21 protein-coding genes and 1 riboswitch are annotated in these 18,311 nt (G+C 50.3%); of the genes, 2 read left to right on the top strand and 19 right to left on the bottom strand.

Annotated elements, in window-relative coordinates:
* Positions 1–43: 43 nt before the first annotated feature.
* From scpB to BM200_RS22795, 11 genes are all read right to left on the bottom strand, one after another.
* Positions 44–667 carry an SMC-Scp complex subunit ScpB gene (scpB, locus tag BM200_RS22845; protein ID WP_091188966.1) on the bottom strand — a complete coding sequence of 208 codons (624 nt, stop codon included), beginning with the start codon at positions 665–667 and terminating at the stop codon, positions 44–46.
* The gene (locus tag BM200_RS22840) at positions 636–1,415 is read right to left on the bottom strand and encodes a segregation and condensation protein A (protein ID WP_091188965.1); all 780 of its coding nucleotides are present in this window, start codon (positions 1,413–1,415) and stop codon (positions 636–638) included. Before BM200_RS22840 ends, scpB begins: the two co-directional genes overlap by 32 nt.
* A 76-nt stretch (positions 1,416–1,491) precedes the next feature.
* The gene (ribH, locus tag BM200_RS22835) at positions 1,492–1,962 is read right to left on the bottom strand and encodes a 6,7-dimethyl-8-ribityllumazine synthase (RefSeq protein ID WP_091188964.1); all 471 of its coding nucleotides are present in this window, start codon (positions 1,960–1,962) and stop codon (positions 1,492–1,494) included.
* Positions 1,963–2,007: 45 nt separating this feature from the next.
* The gene (locus tag BM200_RS22830; RefSeq protein WP_091188963.1) at positions 2,008–3,177 is read right to left on the bottom strand and encodes a bifunctional 3,4-dihydroxy-2-butanone-4-phosphate synthase/GTP cyclohydrolase II; all 1,170 of its coding nucleotides are present in this window, start codon (positions 3,175–3,177) and stop codon (positions 2,008–2,010) included.
* A gap of 35 nt (positions 3,178–3,212) precedes the next feature.
* The gene (ribE, locus tag BM200_RS22825) at positions 3,213–3,884 is read right to left on the bottom strand and encodes a riboflavin synthase (protein ID WP_091188962.1); all 672 of its coding nucleotides are present in this window, start codon (positions 3,882–3,884) and stop codon (positions 3,213–3,215) included.
* A 15-nt stretch (positions 3,885–3,899) separates the two neighbouring features.
* Positions 3,900–5,006, bottom strand: a complete 1,107-nt coding sequence (ribD, locus tag BM200_RS22820) for a bifunctional diaminohydroxyphosphoribosylaminopyrimidine deaminase/5-amino-6-(5-phosphoribosylamino)uracil reductase RibD (protein WP_091188961.1) — start codon at positions 5,004–5,006, stop codon at positions 3,900–3,902.
* Positions 5,007–5,253: 247 nt separating this feature from the next.
* Positions 5,254–5,462: riboswitch (FMN riboswitch) on the bottom strand.
* A gap of 31 nt (positions 5,463–5,493) precedes the next feature.
* Positions 5,494–5,925 carry a peptidylprolyl isomerase gene (locus tag BM200_RS22815; RefSeq protein ID WP_091188960.1) on the bottom strand — a complete coding sequence of 144 codons (432 nt, stop codon included), beginning with the start codon at positions 5,923–5,925 and terminating at the stop codon, positions 5,494–5,496.
* A gap of 53 nt (positions 5,926–5,978) precedes the next feature.
* Positions 5,979–7,307 carry a diaminopimelate decarboxylase gene (gene lysA / locus BM200_RS22810; protein WP_091188959.1) on the bottom strand — a complete coding sequence of 443 codons (1,329 nt, stop codon included), beginning with the start codon at positions 7,305–7,307 and terminating at the stop codon, positions 5,979–5,981.
* A 137-nt stretch (positions 7,308–7,444) separates the two neighbouring features.
* Entirely contained in the window at positions 7,445–9,079 is a 1,635-nt protein-coding gene (locus tag BM200_RS22805) for a spore germination protein (protein ID WP_091188958.1), read from the bottom strand.
* Between the two features lie 30 nt (positions 9,080–9,109).
* The gene (locus BM200_RS22800; RefSeq protein WP_091188957.1) at positions 9,110–9,538 is read right to left on the bottom strand and encodes a stage V sporulation protein AB; all 429 of its coding nucleotides are present in this window, start codon (positions 9,536–9,538) and stop codon (positions 9,110–9,112) included.
* Positions 9,531–10,181, bottom strand: coding sequence for a stage V sporulation protein AA (locus BM200_RS22795; protein WP_091188956.1), 651 nt, complete (start codon positions 10,179–10,181; stop codon positions 9,531–9,533). The genes BM200_RS22800 and BM200_RS22795 overlap by 8 nt, the downstream gene beginning before the upstream one ends.
* Before the next feature lie 185 nt (positions 10,182–10,366).
* On the opposite strand from BM200_RS22795, the gene BM200_RS22790 reads away from it, so the two are divergent.
* Positions 10,367–10,879 carry a DNA topology modulation protein gene (locus BM200_RS22790; RefSeq protein WP_091188955.1) on the top strand — a complete coding sequence of 171 codons (513 nt, stop codon included), beginning with the start codon at positions 10,367–10,369 and terminating at the stop codon, positions 10,877–10,879.
* A gap of 8 nt (positions 10,880–10,887) precedes the next feature.
* A complete protein-coding gene (locus BM200_RS22785; RefSeq protein ID WP_091188954.1) occupies positions 10,888–11,394 on the top strand; it encodes a P-loop NTPase family protein in 507 nt (168 codons plus the stop codon).
* Positions 11,395–11,534: 140 nt separating this feature from the next.
* Here BM200_RS22785 and sigF read toward each other — a convergent pair whose 3' ends face one another.
* The 8 genes from sigF to deoB form a co-directional block, all read right to left on the bottom strand.
* A complete protein-coding gene (gene sigF / locus BM200_RS22780) occupies positions 11,535–12,290 on the bottom strand; it encodes an RNA polymerase sporulation sigma factor SigF (protein ID WP_091188953.1) in 756 nt (251 codons plus the stop codon).
* 19 nt (positions 12,291–12,309) lie between these two features.
* Positions 12,310–12,753, bottom strand: a complete 444-nt coding sequence (gene spoIIAB, locus BM200_RS22775) for an anti-sigma F factor (protein WP_091188952.1) — start codon at positions 12,751–12,753, stop codon at positions 12,310–12,312.
* Positions 12,753–13,106 (bottom strand): anti-sigma F factor antagonist, encoded by a 354-nt coding sequence (spoIIAA, locus tag BM200_RS22770; protein ID WP_091188951.1) that lies wholly within the window; start codon positions 13,104–13,106, stop codon positions 12,753–12,755. The genes spoIIAB and spoIIAA overlap by 1 nt, the downstream gene beginning before the upstream one ends.
* A 124-nt stretch (positions 13,107–13,230) precedes the next feature.
* Positions 13,231–14,445, bottom strand: a complete 1,215-nt coding sequence (locus tag BM200_RS22765) for a D-alanyl-D-alanine carboxypeptidase family protein (RefSeq protein WP_091188950.1) — start codon at positions 14,443–14,445, stop codon at positions 13,231–13,233.
* A 186-nt stretch (positions 14,446–14,631) separates the two neighbouring features.
* Positions 14,632–15,963: a pyrimidine-nucleoside phosphorylase gene (locus BM200_RS22760; protein ID WP_091188949.1), complete on the bottom strand. Its 1,332-nt coding sequence runs from the start codon at positions 15,961–15,963 to the stop codon at positions 14,632–14,634.
* A 28-nt stretch (positions 15,964–15,991) separates the two neighbouring features.
* On the bottom strand, positions 15,992–16,156 hold the full coding sequence (locus BM200_RS22755; protein ID WP_091188948.1) for an aspartyl-phosphate phosphatase Spo0E family protein: 165 nt from the start codon (positions 16,154–16,156) through the stop codon (positions 15,992–15,994).
* Positions 16,157–16,265: 109 nt separating this feature from the next.
* Positions 16,266–17,096, bottom strand: a complete 831-nt coding sequence (locus BM200_RS22750) for a purine-nucleoside phosphorylase (RefSeq protein WP_091188947.1) — start codon at positions 17,094–17,096, stop codon at positions 16,266–16,268.
* A 25-nt stretch (positions 17,097–17,121) separates the two neighbouring features.
* Positions 17,122–18,306, bottom strand: a complete 1,185-nt coding sequence (gene deoB / locus BM200_RS22745) for a phosphopentomutase (RefSeq protein WP_091188946.1) — start codon at positions 18,304–18,306, stop codon at positions 17,122–17,124.
* Between the last annotated feature and the right edge of the window lie 5 nt (positions 18,307–18,311).

Raw genomic sequence — 18,311 nt, 5'->3', positions numbered from 1 at the left:
AAAGTTCACCATTTTGACCATTCTTTTGTAAAACCTGACAATGCTAATCTTCCTTGTCCCCGTTTACAGGGATAAACTCGTCAATCGTCGTTTGACGTTCGCCCAAGCGTTCGAACAGCATTTGCGTCTGCTCTTCCAGCGCTTCATCGATATCGACTTGTTTAGGTTCAGGCAATGCTTTTATATTCGGCAAACCAAAATAATCCAGGAATGATTTCGTTGTACCGTACAAAATCGGTCTGCCGATGGCTTCGGCACGTCCGACTTCCTCAATTAAATCTTTGGACACAAGCGACTGTATCGCCCGGTCACTCTTGACGCCCCGGATCTCTTCAATATCGATACGGGTAATCGGCTGGCGGTACGCCACGATTGACAGCGTCTCAAGCGCAGCCTGCGACAATTGGGAGCGCGTTGGCGTATAGGCCATGCGTTCGAAATAAGCCGCATGATCCGGATTCGTCGTCATCCGGTAAGCACCGGCAACTTCGGCGACCTGCACCCCGCGCTGCTCCCGTGCCAAATCACGGTGCAGATCGTACACAAGGTCAGCCGCCAGATCAGCGTCAAGCTCCAATATATCGGCAAGCTGTCGTTTGTTCAGCCCTTCGTCACCGGCCATAAATAACAGGCCCTCAATAATCGACTTCAACTTCGGGTAATCCATTGTCCGCCGCTTCTCCTCTCCAATGAATGACGATGTCATCAAACAGCTGATGCTGGAAGCAGCGAATATGTTTCATCTTCATCAGCTCCAAAATAGCCAGGAACGTGACCACAATCTCATGCTTGCCCATATTCTCGCGGATCAGGCGGGAGAATCGCACGGTATCGAACTGCTTCAGAACTTCTACAATGTCCCGAATGCGGTCTTTCACCGAGATTTCGTCCCGTTGCACGGTTGCCACAATGTTCCGTCGTGCCGCTCTGCGCAGCGCCCGCTGGAATGCTGCAATCAGGTCGGAGACATGCAAGCCCTCAAGCGGATTGACGATCTCTTCTTTCATATACGGCGTCATATCATCCGGCTCGCGGGAATAAATGAGACTGCGCTCCACTTCCTTCTCCCGAAGCTGTTCTGCTATTTGCTTGAATTTTCGATATTCGACCAGCTTCTGAATGAGCTCGTCCCTCGGATCAAGCCCATCATCCGGCCATTCTTCATAGAAGTCCTCAAATACGGGAGGTTTGGGCAAAAGCTGATTGCTCTTGATGGCCAGCAAGGTTGCCGCCATAACAAGAAACTCGCTTGTAAGCTCCAGCTCAAGCTCCTTCATCGCATTCAAGTACTCCATATATTGATCCGTTATTTCACTAATCGAAACCTCATGAATGTCGATTTCTGACTTATCAATAAGATGAAGCAGTAAATCGAGCGGTCCTTCAAAGGATTCCAACTTGTAATGCATCGCCACTTCTTACGATCCCCCTGCCATGCGCAAACGGCTGACGTCCTATAACAAGTAACGCAGCATAATTTGAGCGATTACTCTAATTATGCAGTAATTTCGACAAATTTGCCATCTCTATTGCAGAAACAGCTGCCTCATAACCTTTATTTCCCGCTTTTGTACCCGCACGCTCAATCGCCTGCTCAATCGAATCTACAGTCAATACGCCAAAAATCGTTGGAACGCCTGTTTTGAGCGCGATTGCTGCTACACCTTTTGCCGCTTCGTTGCACACAAAATCAAAGTGTGGAGTTGATCCGCGGATAACGGCGCCAAGGGTAATCACGGCATCGTACTTGCCGCTTTCAGCCATTTTTTGCGCGATAAGCGGAATTTCGAAAGCGCCTGGCACCCATGCAATATCTACATCGTTGTCTTGCGCGCCATGGCGTTTAAAACCGTCAAGCGCACCGCTAAGCAGTTTACCCGAGATAAATTCATTAAACCGTCCAACAACAACCCCAAATCGAAGTCCTTCCGATACTACACTTGCTTCAAATACGTTTGGCATGTTAAGCCCTCCTGGTCGTTTATCTAAATTTTGTTTCAATCTGGCTTACTTTGTACGCTGGTAACGCCCTTGGCTTGCATGGTCTTTAATCTCGATAGGCACACGTTCAACAATCTCAATACCGTGGCCTTCCAGCCCTCTGATCTTACGCGGATTATTAGTCAAGAGACGCATTTTGCGGACACCAAGATCACGCAAAATTTGTGCGCCAACTCCATAATCGCGAAGATCCAGCTTAGGTTTGGCATCGGCTTTATTTACGCCTTGATCGGACTGCGCGTAAGCCATCAGCTTGTTTACGAGACTGCTGCCTTCCTGGCGCATATAGAGCAGGACACCGCTGCCTTCCTCATCAATCTGCTTTAATGCCGACTGAAGCTGCCGCCCACATTCGCAGCGGTGCGAGTGGAAGACATCGCCTGTCAGACACTCGGAATGAACACGGACAAGCACCGGCTTCTCCGGATCAATCTGGCCTTTTACAAAAGCGATATGCTCCTTGCCGTCTGCCTGATTGGAGAAGGCAATCGCCCGGAAATCACCAAAGTCTGTCGGCATCTGAACGTCAACGATACGGTCGACAAGCCGTTCCTTGGAATTGCGGTAAGCGATCATGCCCTGGATCGTAATCAGCTTCAGGTCATGCTTTTCCTTAAAAGCGATCAAATCCGGAAGACGGGCCATCGTGCCGTCCTCTTTAATAATTTCACAAATGACCGCTGCCGGCTCCGAGCCGCACATACGCGCAAGGTCAATGCCTGCTTCTGTGTGGCCGGCGCGGCGGATAACGCCGCCATCCTTGGCAACAAGCGGGAAAATATGTCCCGGTTTACGGAAATCGGTTGCTTTGGTCTCCGGATCAATTAAAGCCTTGACCGTTTGGGAACGTTCAAAGGCGGATATGCCCGTTGTAGTGGAAACGTGGTCTACAGATACGGTAAAGGCTGTACCATGATAGTCCGTATTATGCTGAACCATCGGCGGCAGATCAAGCTGCTCGGCGCGTTCTTGCGTAATGGGCACGCAGACCAGGCCGCGCGCTTCCGTGATCATGAAATTAATGACTTCCGGGGATGCCGTCTCCGCCAGGGCAATTAGATCCCCTTCGTTCTCGCGGTCCTCATCATCGACCACAATAATCGGCTTGCCGGCTTTCAAATCTTCTAGCGCAGCTTCCATTGAATCAAATACATCATCTTGCAAGTTTCTATTCATCAATTTCCCTCCCTGCTATCCGGTTGCCCTTATATTTATAAAAAACCATTCTCGCTTAAAAATGCGGCGCTAATCTTGGATTCTGTCCGGCCCGTGGAACCAGATGTATCAGACGGCTTGTAATGAAGCAGATGATCGACATATTTGCCGATAACATCACATTCAATATTAACCGATTCACCGGCTTTCTTGTTCATAAGTGCCGTTTCCCCAAGCGTATGCGGGATAACCGACACCGAGAAGCCAGTGGCATTGGTACTCACGACCGTCAGGCTAATGCCGTCGATCGTAATGGAGCCTTTCGGAATGACATAACGCATCATCTCGTCGTCCGCCAGCCGGATGGCGAATACAACCGCATTAGCATCCGTCTCGCGTCCTGTAATAACACCAACGCCATCGACATGCCCCTGAACAATATGGCCGCCGAATCTGCCGCCAGCCAGCATCGCTCGCTCCAGGTTAACATTCTGCCCCGGGCGCATCTGATGCAAGTTCGACTTGCGGTACGTTTCCGGCATAACATCCGCATCAAACGATGTCCGGTCAAAGGCGATAACCGTCAGGCAGACACCGTTTACCGAAATGCTGTCTCCGAGCGCTACCCCTTCTGTCACCTTTGAAGCTTCCACGGTCAGAACCATCGCTTCGCCTTGTTTTTTAACCCGTCTTAATGTGCCAACTTCCTCAACCAGGCCGGTAAACACGGGAACTCCCCCAATCTATTCATTGCCGTATGCCGGATATCCCGATATACAAACATCTTCTCCTGCCATTTCAACCTTTACATGGTCCAGTTCAATAGCCTGCGACATCTTCTCGAACCCGGCAAACGTGAAGGTGCCAGGGGAATCGAATCCGCCAATAATCTTTGTTGCCATATAGATCATAATCTTATCAATTAATCCCGCTTCCAGCATGGCGCCATTAAGCTTGCCCCCGCCTTCCAGGAGAATGGATCCGATCTCCATCTCTCCAAGCTTGCGCATCGCCTCAGGCAAATCGACCTGTGGGCCATCGCCGCAGCGGATAACTTCAATGCCGGCTTGAGTTAGTTGCTCATCGCGGGCCTGATCTGCTTGACCGGAAGTCAGAACGATCGTCCGGGATAAACCGTCCGTTACCACCCGGGCATCCAGCGGCAGCCGCAGCTGACTGTCCACAATAATACGAACCGGATGAATTGCCGGAACAGCCGCACGTGTTGTCAGTTGAGGATTATCCGCCAGTAAAGTGCCGATGCCAACCATGATCGCCTCATGCTGATGTCGCAGCGTATGTACCTGTTCGCGTGCGGCAGAGCCTGTAATCCAGCGGCTGTCTCCGGTATGGGAAGCAATCTTGCCATCCAGCGTACTAGCGGTCTTAAGCGTTACGAAAGGCAGCCGGGTCGTAATATATTTGTTGAACTTTTCGTTCATGTTCCGGGATTGTTCATCAAGCAGGCCAACTTCAACCTCGATGCCTTCCTCCCTCAGACGAGCGATCCCTCTGCCCGCAACCTGCGGATTCGGGTCCGTTGTTGCGACTACAACCCGAGCTGCTTTCGCATTGATGATGCGTTCACAGCAAGGTGGTGTTTTCCCGAAGTGACTGCAAGGCTCGAGCGTAACATAGACGGTCGAGCCTTCTGCTTCGTCACCGGCCATCTGCAGCGCATGTACTTCAGCGTGACCCGTTCCCCGCTTCAGATGCGTGCCAACACCGATTATCCGTCCATCCTTTACTACAACACAGCCAACCACCGGATTGATGCCGGTCTGCCCGGAGGCTTTGGCTGCCAGTTCAAGCGCAAGACTCATATAATAAGAATCATTTAAAACTTCCATAAATGCAAAACACCCCCATTAGCCAGCTTAGCCAACGGGGGTGGGAAAATAACCATTCGATACAAAAATAAGCTATTCAAGCTTAAACGGCTGAACCGCATAGGGATCAGCAAACGTTTCGCAGGTGAAATATAAGAACAGTACAAAGAAACTTATACTTTTTTTATACTTCAAACAAGCCTATTGTTCTTGCCTTTGTGAAAATAAGCACAAGAAAAACAAGCATGAACGCCCATACGTATGAATGTGTCTCCTTCTCCCATCCAGACTATACTGTCGGTCCCGGATTTGCACCAGGTCCACCGTTCCATCCCCTGCAATGCGAAGAATCGCTCTTGCAAGGGATGGCCCGGGTCACGGACTGACGAGAAAACGAGAGCATGCTGGTTAAACCAGTTACGCTTCCGCCTCTCGATCACCGCCGGTTGGGATTTTCACCCTGCCCCGAAGGTAAGCCACAAACTATAATTTTGTTAGTATCTTAACATTAAACTTCGTAAACTTCAACCTTTTGCATTTTATCGCGTCCTTTAAACGCGTCAACATGCTCCATGCCTTTTGTTACTTTGCCGAAAACAGTATGTTGGCCGTCAAGATGCGGCTGCGGCTGATAGCAGATGTAGAATTGGCTTCCGCCAGTGTTACGGCCTGCGTGAGCCATTGCGAGCGTACCGCGCTCATGCTTGTTCGGGTTGATCTCACAGTTGATTGTGTAGCCTGGGCCGCCAGAGCCAGAGCCGTTAGGGCAGCCGCCTTGCGCAACGAAGCCAGGAATAACGCGGTGGAATACCAGACCGTTATAGAAGCCCTCGTTTACAAGCTTTTCGAAGTTTGCTACCGTATTTGGAGCATCTTGGTCGAACAGATCAAGAGTGACCTCTGCACCGTTCTCAAGTGTGATTTTTGCTTGTTTAGCCATTTATAACATCTACCTTTCTTTTCCGAATAAGACTACGTTACCAAATATCGCCCTTACTTAGCAAGCGATTTGCGAAGTCTTGCCGGAATAACGTCGTTGCCAACGATGTTCTCCAGCGATTCACGCTGAACAACGAGGTCGGATTGGCCGTCTTTTACGAATACGACTGCCGGGCGGCGGAAGCGGTTGTAGTTGCTCGCCATGGCATAGTTGTAAGCGCCTGTGCAGAATACGGCAAGCAGGTCGCCTGTTTCTGCTTTCGGCAGCTCCAGGTCGATAATCAGCTTATCGCCGCTCTCGCATGCTTTACCTGCAATTGTAACCGTTTCTGCATTCGCTTCGTTCGCGCGGTTCGCAAGAATCGCCTCGTAACGGGATTGATACAGAGCCGGACGAGGGTTATCCATCATACCGCCGTCAACTGCGATATATTTGCGGACACCCGGAATCTCTTTCATTGTGCCAACGGTGTACAATGTTGTGCCCGCGTCGCCTACGATGCTGCGGCCCGGTTCAACCCAGATCTCAGGCAGCGGGAAGTTTGCAGCCGAGAAGTTCGAGATGATCGCATCGGTAATCGCAGCCACATATTGGGCTACCGGAAGCGGTGTGTCTCCTTCTACATAACGGATGCCAAAGCCGCCGCCAAGGTTGATAACCTGGAACGTATGGCCAAGCTCTTCACGGATTTGAACAGCAAAAGCCGCAACTTTGTCAACGGCCATACGGAAGCCGTCTACTTCGAAGATTTGGGAGCCGATATGGGAATGCACGCCCAGAATCTCGATATTCGAAAGCTTAAGAGCTTCCTCGATGGCTTGTTTCGCCGCACCGTTGCCAAGGTCGAAGCCAAACTTCGAATCTTGTTGGCCAGTCGAAATATATTCATGCGTATGCGCTTCTACGCCTGGTGTAATACGGAACAGGATTTTTACTTTTTTGCCTTTGTCGGCGGCAAGTGCATTCAGCATGTGCAGCTCTACAAAGTTGTCAACAACGAAACAGCCGATGTTGGCGTCCAGCGCCATATTGATCTCATCCGGTGTTTTGTTATTGCCGTGGAAGTGGATGCGGCCTGCAGGGAAGCCGGCTTGCAATGCCGTGTAAAGCTCGCCGTCGGATACAACGTCAAGCGACAAACCTTCTTGCTCTGCAATTGCGCACATAGCCATAACCGAGAAGGCTTTGCTTGCATAAGCGACCTGGAATTTCAGGCCGGAAGCCTCAAATGCCGATACGTATTCATTCGCGCGTTGACGAACAAGCGCCTCATCTACGATGTACAGCGGCGTGCCGTATTCCTTCGCCAGATCCGCTACGTCAACGCCGCCAATTTCCAAATGCCCTTCGGCATTAATTTTACTTGTGCCATGTAAGTACATGATTCATTTCCCCCTTGGATATCTACTACAAGAACGTAATAGAAGATAATTACGATTTACACCAATAGCCACAGTATATCGCAATCTAACCCTTAGAGAAATGGATAAATTCACATTTCATTTGTATTTCTTGGCCTCTACTCGGACCGCGGCATTTTGTCGCTTTGCTGCGGGCGCAGCAGATTCGGACGGGACCGGTTTTTGAGTACCGGCTTCCTTACAATGATATTCCACATTGCCCGGTAATCGAATGGAATAAACGGCCACATATACGGACGGTTGAATGAGCGCTGCATGCACAGCATGATAAGAATCGCCGTTGTTGCGAGCACAAAGCCAGGTGCATGGAATATCGATACCGCTAAAATGAGAATCAGCCTCACAATGCGGTTGGCAAGTCCAAGCTCATAGCTTGGCGTGGCGAACATCCCCACGGCTGCAATGGCCATGTAGAGGATGACCTCATTGATAAACAGCCCGGTTTTTACTGCGATATCACCAACCATAATGGCGGCAACGAGGGATACGGCGGTGGCGAGAGTAGACGGCGTATGCACCGAGGCGAGCCTCATGAGATCGACGCCGATCTCTACAATCAGGAACTGTACGATAAGCGGCAGCTTGCCGACCTTCTCCGGTCCAAGAAATTCAAGTGCCTGCGGCTTAAGCTCAGGATGAATGACAAACAAGAGCCAGAGAGGCAGCAGGAACAGCGAAGAGAATATTCCGAGGTACCGGACCCAGCGCAGATAGGTGCCAATAAACGGAGTCTGCCGGTTCTCCTCCGCGTGCTGAATCAGATCAAAGAAGGTCGTTGGCAGGATCATCGCGCTTGGCGAGGTGTCCACAAAGACCACAACGGAGCCTTCAAGCAAGTGAGCGGATACTACATCCGGGCGCTCGGAATAGCGAACCAGCGGGAACGGGTTCCAGCCCCGCTGCACCGTTGCTTCTTCCAGCTGTTTATCGGCAAGCGGCAGGCCGTCAATATGCACAAGCTCGATTTTATCCTTAATCGATTTAACCAGCTCCGGGTCAGCCAGATCATTGATGTAAGCGATACAAATATCGGATTGCGTACGCTCCCCGACGCGGACAAGCTCGTATCTAAGCTGCGGATCACGCAGACGTCTGCGGACGAGCGAGACGTTCATCATCATCGTCTCGACGAAACCGTCCCGGCTGCCGCGGACAACACGTTCAAGCGACGGCTCCTCCGGATTTCGTCCCGGGAATGATTTTGCATCAATGATAATGACATTCGGTTCTTTATCTATGAACATCGCCGTTGAGCCGGACAAGACGAAGGTCAGCATCTCATTCCATTTTTCCTTCTTCTCAACCTGTGCAGCAGGCACATACAGGTTCATGAACTCATGAAAGGCATCTCCCGTAACCTCATCCGCGTGCAAATAGGTCAGTCGCTTCAGGATCTCCGTCAAAATTGTATCCTTGGCCAAACCATTCATGTAGAAAAAAGCAACCCGCCGGTCACCAAACGTCATCTCGCGTACAACGATATCAAAGCTAACTTTATAACCAACTTCATTCTCCAGCCGTATGAAGACCTCATCCAGGCTGTCTGGAATGATATCATCTTTACTTGACTCTTTTTTCGACAGAGTCTTTCCCCGTTTATCCGGCTTGTCCGTTAACTCAAAAGGAGGCGCCGGAATTGCCTTCCCCTGCTCTTCATACTTTTGTGCTTCCGGTATGTACATATACGGGGGTTCTCCATTGGAATGCTCCCTGTCTTTCTCCCGGTCCGTCATCGTCATCAACCTCCACGCCTGTTATACTTGCTACCATTGGAAAAACAGCCAGTCAAACAAAGAGCCAAGCGTCTTGCCCAGCACCATAGCCATTACAAGTCCAACCAGATAATCGGACAGATTCATCCGTTTTGCCAAGATCGGCAGCACATTCATCACTTCCGTCAATGCTCCTGCCAGCATGCCGACAAATACACCGGCCATCAAGCCGGAGAAAGTGAGTACAACTACTTTCGGCAAGGCCAGGCGCCAATCCATAAAATCGGCAAACGTCCAATACATCGAGCCGCATATAACCGCAGATTCGAACCAGAAAGACACGCGGTAGGCGTTGGCAATTTGAGCAAGCCTTGGTATCAGATCAAGGACAATCAGGAAAGCAACCAGCCCGCTTCCAACGGCCAGGCCTCCGGACAAGCCAAGCAGCATGACAAACAGATGCATCAGCCATTCACCCATCGTCCCCGCCCCGCTCACCGTGCTGGTTGTTTTTTTTGCGCATTTCATCGGCGATGACGTACGCATTTACATTTTCCTGATACGTATACAGCTCCACCTCCAGGGGATTTGGTTCTTCATTGAACCGTTTCTTAAAGAGATGGTTGAAGAAGAGGATCATGCCAAGACCAATTCCAAGGGAATAAGGAACCTGGAACCATAAAGGATGATCCGTACGTTCACCGGTCAAGAGCTCGACAATCCGGATATGAACCTCCTTCATGCTGACATCGGTATGAAAATTCATAATCGCAAGCCCTGCGCCAAAGAAGAGCAGCAGCCAAGCAAATATCAACACGATAATACGCGGCTTTTGCGGCTTGGGGGATATCATGATCAGCACCTGAGGATCCCCGTACGCCTCTACAGTCAGCCCTGGAGCTGTTTCCCGCACGACCCGTACGATCTGAAGCAGATCAATGACAACCCGGTTGCCGTCTCCTTTGTGATGGCGGTACAGCACCAGTTCATTTAATTGCTGCTCCAACTCCTCCGTTGGCGCAAGCAGTCTCGACACCTGTCCGAGTGTCACGCTCCGCTCCGGCCGGATATTCACTTTTTTCTTAAGACGCAGATAGAGGGCGGATGGCTGTGTGGCGTCCATCTGTCATCATTCCTTTGTTCCGCATAGGGTTTACTTCCCTGTTAGTATGAGAAAAGGAGATAACGGATAGTCATGCTTATAGAGGTAAAATAAAGAAATACGGTGCAACTCCAATGTACACAAGGATTCTTTTCCATCAGATGGAATTAGTAATGGACAACTTTATGTCTTAGGAGAGAGTGCAGATGAAAAGAATTGCCATAATAGGCTCGGGCGGCGCCGGTAAATCAACCTTGGCCAGGAAGCTTGGGCAGGTGCTGGACCTGGAGGTTTCTCATCTGGACGCGATGTTCTGGAAACCAAACTGGGTTGGCGTACCACGCGAAGAGCAAATCATGGTCCAGAATGAGTTAGTCGATCGCAAGGAATGGATTATAGACGGGAACTACGGCGGTACGCTCGATATTCGGCTTAATGCGGCTGATACCATTATTTTTCTGGATTACCCGAGAATATTATGCATGTACCGCGCCATCAAAAGATCGATTCAATACCGCAATAAAACCAGACCGGACATGGGGGTTGACTGCAAGGAGAAGATCGATCTGCAATTTATGAAATGGATTTGGGAATACCCGAAGACGGGGAAACCCGCAGTGCTAAGCAAGCTGCAGCAATTATCGAATGATAAGCAGGTTGTCATTTTGAAGTCCCCCGGGGAAGCAAGACGGTATTTGGAGAGGTTGGGTAAAGGATAAGTGAACCGATGAATAAAATTTTTATTGTGGGCATCGTTGCCAGCGGAAAAACCACGTTTGCAAAGCAATTATCCAAAGAGCTTCATATTCCTTGGCATGAGCTTGATGCAATCGTTCATCATCAAACATCAGAAGGGCGCATGAAGCGAACAGCAGAAGAGCAGATCCAAGTCATTAAGGAAATTGACCGCAAAGGATGCTGGATATTTGAAGGTACTGACCGTGATTCGTATCAATGTCTCTACCATATGGCCGATACGATTATTTTTGTAGATCCCCCTTTGGGAATACGGAAATGGAGAATCTTGTCCCGGTTCATGAAACAGAATCTTGGCATGGAACCATGTCACTACAAACCAGACCTTATCATGCTCCAAATGATGTTTAAATGGACTCAAGATTTCGAGCGAAACAGACCATCGTTTGAAGCCAAGCTGCGTATGTATGAGGATAAAGTTATACGAATACGGGATGTAAAAAAGAAAGACCAAACGGCCTCGCGTCACCTAAGGTGACGGGGTGGCTAGTTGGTCTTTTTTGCATTGAACGAAGAACAGATCGCCGTATTGCGCGGGCGATCTGTTCTCGTTTTACGACGAGCAAATTGCCGTATCATTGGGCGATCTGCTCGCGTTCTACGAAGAACAGATCGCGGCTATTGCGCGATCTGTTCTCGTATTGACTGTAAAATTTTCTTCTCCAACCTCGACACCTGAACCTGGGAAATCCCCAGACGGCTGGCGACTTCGGATTGGGTCTTGTCACGATAATAACGTAAGTATACGATCAGACGCTCGCGTTCGCTGAGGCCTTCAATCGCCTCGATCAATGCGAGCTTATCGAACCAGCGCTCTTGAGAATCATCTGCAATCTGATCCATCAGAGTAATCGGGTCACCATCATTTTCGAATACGGTTTCATGAATAGAAGTCGGGGGCTTATTCGCCTCCTGAGCGAAGACAACATCCTCCGGCGTAATACCAAGCCGGTCCGCTACTTCGCTGATGGTCGGCAGACGGCCCAGCGTCTTCGACAGCTCATCCTTCATTTTCCGAACCTTATTCGCCGTCTCTTTCAGTGAACGACTGACCTTAAGCGTACCGTCATCGCGCAAAAAGCGCTGAATCTCGCCGATAATCATCGGAACCGCATAAGTAGAGAACTTCACATCATAGGACAGGTCGAATTTATCGACAGACTTCAGCAGCCCGATGCACCCGATTTGGAACAGATCCTCCGGCTCGTATCCGCGGTTAATGAACCGCTGAACGACTGACCAAACTAACCTTATGTTACATTGTACAAGTGTATCGCGGGCGAGAGTATCGCCGGATTGACTTAACGCTATCAAGCGTTTGACTTCCGCATCATCCAAATACGGCTGAGCCGTTTGCTTCAAATCGACATCCATGAGGTTCAACCCCTATGCGCTAGTTATACAGCGCTTTTTTCGATTCAATACGCTTAAGCATCGCTACCCGCGTACCTTGGCCCAGCTCACTTGTAACTTCAAAACGGTCCATGAAATTTTCCATGATCGTAAAGCCCATGCCCGAACGTTCCATCTCCGGCTTGGAGGTAAAGAGCGGCTGACGAGCCAGCTCCAGATCCTCAATCCCGCGGCCATTGTCATAAATCTCAATAGACACTACGTCTCCATCAATGGAGGCTTCAATTGTCACTTTGCCGGCAGGGTCACTGTCATAGCCATGAATAATGGAATTCGTGACCGCCTCGGACACGGCTGTCTTCAGATCGTTCAGCTCTTCAAGCGTCGGATCCAGCTGCGACACGAAAGATGCCACCGCAATACGGGCAAAAGCCTCATTCTCCGATCTGGCGCTAAAGGATAACGTCATTTCGTTGCGTCCCATTACGAGACCACCTCCAGACTAGAAATCGCCATTCTTTCATTGTCGTAAATGTTCATTATTTTAAACAACCCCGACATTTCAAACAGGCGGTAGACACTAGGGTTCACATCACATACGACCATTTTGCCGCCCTTGCTGCGAATCTGCTTGTATCTGCCCAAAATGACGCCTAATCCGGAGCTGTCCATAAACTGCAGATCCTTCAGGCTGAGAATAACGTGATGGCTTTCGCCTCTTATGATCTCCGCTTCCATCTTATTGCGGACAATGTCCGCCGTATGATGGTCGAGCTCTCCGCGAAGACGCACGATCAAAACATTACGGTAATGCTCCAGCTCTGCTTGCAAACTCATTGTCGCCGTTCAACTCCTTTAGGCTTCGCTTTTGGATCGAACTACGAATTCTCCGTTCAGCACAAGGTTTCCTGCACGGCGACAAAACTAGAAGCAGAGCGCTAGAAGCTGACAAAAAACGCTATTAGAAAAGCCCGCTAAACGACCTTTTCAGCAGTTTCCACCAGCCGGCCTTGTCAATCGACTGAGGCGCATCCACCGGGAACTCCTTCACAACCTGATCCCCTTGGTAAACAACAAGCTTACCGATCGATTGACCGATAGCAACCGGTGCTTTGAGCGGCTGATCAATGTGCAGCTCATAACGGATATCCTTTGTAGCTGCGCCTTTTTTGAGCAAAATGCTGTAAGGATGCTTCGCAACAAGCGGCAATTCCCGCACGGCACCCTTCTCGATTTTGACCGTGCCCATCGTATCGCCTTCTTTAAAGATCGGATGGGTCATATATTGCGCGAACGTATAGTCAAGCATTTGCGATACTTCGGCATTTCTTGTTTTTGTGTTTGGCTCGCCCATCACTACAGCGATAACACGCAGATCGTCACGCTTCGCTGTCGCCGTTAAGCAGAACTTCGCCTCATTCGTAAAACCTGTTTTAAGACCGTCAGCACCACTGTAAAATCTTACGAGCTTGTTCGTATTCACGAGCCAGAACGGTTTCTCGGAAGACTTGCGCAAATAATCCTGATACATCCCGGTATATTTCGTAATCTCGGAATGCTTCAGCAGCTCGCGCGACATAACCGCAATATCATGCGCGGAGGTGTAGTGGTCGGAAGCAGGCAGACCGTTACAGTTGGCAAAATGCGTGTTCTGCAAACCCAGCTGCTGTGCCTTCTCGTTCATCATGGCGACAAATTGCTGCTCGGTACCCGCAAGCTTCTCAGCCATCGCAACGGAGGCATCATTGCCGGAAGCCATCGCAATACCTTTCAGCATTTCGTCAACCGTCATTTCTTCACCCGGCTCAAGGAATATCTGTGATCCGCCCATAGAAGCCGCGTACTCACTTGTCGGCACTTTGTCGGTCAGCTTGATTTTCCCGTCGTCCAATGCTTCCATGACCAGCAGCATCGTCATGACTTTCGTAATGCTCGCCGGAGGGAGCTTGACGTTGCTGTCCTTCTCAAAAATGACTGTTCCGCTGTCAGCGTCCATCAAGACCGCCGAGCGTGCGGAAGGTGCTAGATCGAGCGATGCGGCTTGCAGCTGCTGCCCTGGAGCGACTGGCACAGGCTCCTTCGCGGTAGTAACAGCATTGGCATTAGCGGCAGCTGGCATCGCGGTAAGGGCAAATGCAGCGAATAGAATGAACAGCTTCGTACAAACTTTTTTCATGATCTATGTCTCCTCCAAAGATGATGCGGTTTTTGTCGCTTCATTCTCACACCGCATTTGGGCTATATTGTCTTCTCCAGTCTTGACCTTTTTCAAGAAATATATTCCACGCGAGGCATGTCGAATCGCGCCAAAACAAAAAAACCGCCTTACTCCAATGAAGGAGTAAGGCGGTTTGAATGAACTTTATGAATAGCGGACGGTTCCCTCCGCTGTTACGACCGAGAGCAGCAGCGGACGCTCTGCCGGCTTATCTGCAGCAATCGCATACGCATCGCGGACTTTAGCCGACACATCATCCACCGCAGCATCTTGGGCACAGGTATGCAGCACCGCCAGCGTATCTCCTTCGCTGACCGGATCGCCTACCTTTTTGCGGATTGTAATTCCGACAGAATAATCGATTGTCGCGTCCTTGGTTGCACGTCCGGCTCCCAGAAGCATCGCAGCCACACCTAGCTGTTCTGCATCAATCGCGGAAATATAGCCTGCAGAAGCGGCTTTCACTTCAACCTGTTCCGCTGCTTGCGGCAATAAGGCAACATCATCCGCCACGGATGCATTACCGCCTTGCGCCTCAACAAATTGCTTAAACTTCTTCAAAGCCTCACCATTGTCCAGCTGGCGCTGCAGCAGCTCTTTCGCCTCGGCAAATGTTGCCGCCTTGCCGCCAAGCACAACCATGTGCGCACCAAGTGTCAAACACAGCTCGGTAAGATCCGACGGACCATTGCCCTGCAATGTCTCGATCGCCTCCCTGACTTCAAGCGCATTGCCGATAGCAAACCCGAGAGGCTGATCCATATCACTGATGACGGCAGCCGTTTGACGGCCAACTTGCGTTCCAATCTCCACCATCGCCTGCGCAAGCTTCTCTGAATCCTCCACCGTCTTCATAAAAGCACCGCTGCCCGTCTTCACATCCAGCACAATGGCATCCGCACCCGCCGCAATCTTCTTGCTCATAACCGAGCTTGCGATTAACGGTATGGATTCGACGGTAGCTGTCACATCCCGCAGCGCATACAGCTTTTTGTCAGCAGGTGCCAAATTTCCGCTTTGTCCGATAACAGACAATCCAAGCTCGTTCACCTGTTCGAGGAATTTCTCCCTCGATAATTCCGTTTGAAAACCTGCAATCGATTCCAATTTGTCGATTGTTCCCCCTGTGTGTCCAAGACCTCTTCCCGACATCTTGGCAACCGGTACACCGGCAGAAGCCACAAGCGGGGCAATAATAAGCGTTGTTTTGTCGCCTACGCCGCCTGTGCTATGTTTATCCACCTTCACGCCGGCGATTGGAGCCAGGTCTACCTGATCTCCCGAATTTGCCATGGCAAGAGTAAGAGCTGCCGTCTCTTTTGGCGTCATCCCCCGGAAGAGTACCGCCATCGCCCAAGCCGACATTTGATAATCCGGAATGCCCCCGTCACAATAGCCGTCCACCAGAAACGTCAGTTCTTTCGCGGTCAGCTCTCCGCCGTCCCGCTTCTTTTGTATTAAATCTACTGCACGCATGTTATCCGCTCCGTTTCTGCCGCCGCAATCATTTATGTGAATGCGCCCGCAGCACCTGCTCCCGAACGATCAGCTCGTCCAGCATCTGGCTTAGCTGGAGCACTTCACGATGTACAAATGTTTTCTTTTTCATTGCTTTTTCAACCATTTTCCCTCGCAGCTGCTCTATTTCGACGAGTAAATGCTTGTCCATATGTCTCCACTCCATCATCCCATAATCATGGACATTATACGACGACGTCGTCAGCAAATACTGTCATAATCCGTCGAGGCGATTATTACAATTTCATTACAAGCACCCATTAAAATTGTCGGATTAATTCCTTGACCAGCGCCAAAAATTCAGCCTTTACCCGCTCCGTAGTTTCCATTACCTCTTCATGCGACAAAGGCTGATCAAGTACGCCTGCCGCCATGTTGCTGATGCAGGAAATTCCTAATACTTCAATGCCGGAATGGCGAGCGGCAATTACTTCAGCAACAGTCGACATGCCGACAGCATCCGCACCAAGCACACGCAGCATGCGAATTTCGGCAGGTGTCTCGTAAGAAGGACCAAGCAGTCCCGCATAGACGCCTTCCTGCAATTTAAGACCCTGTTTTGCCGCTGTTTCGCGCGCAATCGCACGGAGACGCTTGCTGTAAGCTTCGGACATATCCGGGAACCTTACGCCAAACTCATTATCATTTGACCCGATCAGCGGATTTTTTCCGGTCATGTTCAGATGATCGGAGATCAGCATCAGATTGCCTGCTTCATAATCCAGGTTTACCCCGCCTGCAGCATTGGTTACAAGCAGAGAGGTTACGCCTAACGCTTTCATAACTCTTACAGGGAATGCCGTAAGTTGCGGGCCATACCCTTCATACATATGGAATCTGCCGCGCATAAGTATTACGGCACGGCCAGATAATGTGCCAACCAGCAATTCACCCGCATGGCCCTCCACCGTGGAAACCGGGAAATGCGGAATATCGCTGTAATCAATCGTCACGGCGTTCTCGATATGATCGCCCAGCACGCCAAGTCCGGAGCCCATAATTAAACCGACTTCCGGTTTAATTTGAATCTTTCCTGCAATATAAGAAGCAGCCTCTTTCATTTGCGATGCTGTCATTGTCGTTGAACTCATCGTAAGTTCCTCCTCTTATCCTTATCTATTCTTTTGTCTGAAGAAGGTTCAAAAAGCTTGTGCCGTTAGACGGTGCCGGAACACCAAAATTATCGGCAATCGTTGCTCCAAGATCCGAGAAGGTTGCTCTCGTATCGATCCGCTCCGGCTTGCCGAATGCCGGACTGTACAGCAACAGCGGCACATATTCACGCGTATGATCCGTTCCCGGATGAACCGGGTCATTGCCGTGATCGGCGGTTACGATCAGAAGATCCCGTTCCCCAATCGTGCTCTCCAGCTCTGGAATCGCGCGGTCAAATTCCTCCAGCGCCTTCGCATAACCTTCCGGATCACGCCGGTGTCCGAACAGAGAATCAAAATCAACAAGATTCGTGAACAACAAGCCTTTGAATGGCTTCTTCAACGCTTCAATGGTGCGGGCAATCCCGTCTGCATTGCTTTTGGTCGACGTTGTAGCCGTTATGCCTTCGCCGTCAAATATATCATTGATTTTTCCGATTGCAATCGTATCAAGACCATTATCCTTCAGCAGATTCAACACCGTCGCTTCGGGCGGCTTTACCGCATAATCATGCCGGTTCGGAGTCCGTTTGAACGCTCCGGGCGATCCCACATACGGTCTGGCAATCACCCTGCCTACGGCAAAACGCTCGTCCATCGTCAATTCACGGGCAATCTCGCATCCGCGGTACAGCTCCTCGAGCGGAATGATCTCCTCATGCGCTGCAATCTGGAACACGCTGTCTGCGGAAGTGTAGACAATCCAGGCACCCGTCTCCATCTGCTCGGCGCCAAGCTCGTCCAAAATTTCAGTTCCGCTTGCCGGCTTGTTGCCGATCACTTTACGGCCGGTCCGTTCTTCAAATGCTTCTATCAGTTCAGCGGGAAAGCCCTCGGGAAACGTCTGGAACGGCACTGTAATTTTCAGCCCCATCAGCTCCCAATGTCCGGTCATCGTATCTTTGCCTACCGATACCTCGGCCATTTTGCCATAATAAGCAGCGGCTTCCCCTTCCGGCTTCCAATCGGATAACTCCGCGATCCGGTCTAGCCCCCAGCGCCTCATATTCGGCAGCTCAATCCCCCGCACACGTTCAATAATATGGCCAAGCGTATGCGATCCGCTGTCTCCGAAGGACGGCGCATCCGGCAATTCTCCAATTCCAACACTGTCTAACACAATAACTGCAATACGATCAAATTTCATTTAGT

This window comes from Paenibacillus catalpae (genome assembly GCF_900112695.1).
GTDB lineage: Bacteria > Bacillota > Bacilli > Paenibacillales > Paenibacillaceae > Pristimantibacillus > Pristimantibacillus catalpae.
Note: the sequence above shows the minus strand (reverse complement) of the source record. Positions and strands in the feature narration are given on the sequence as shown.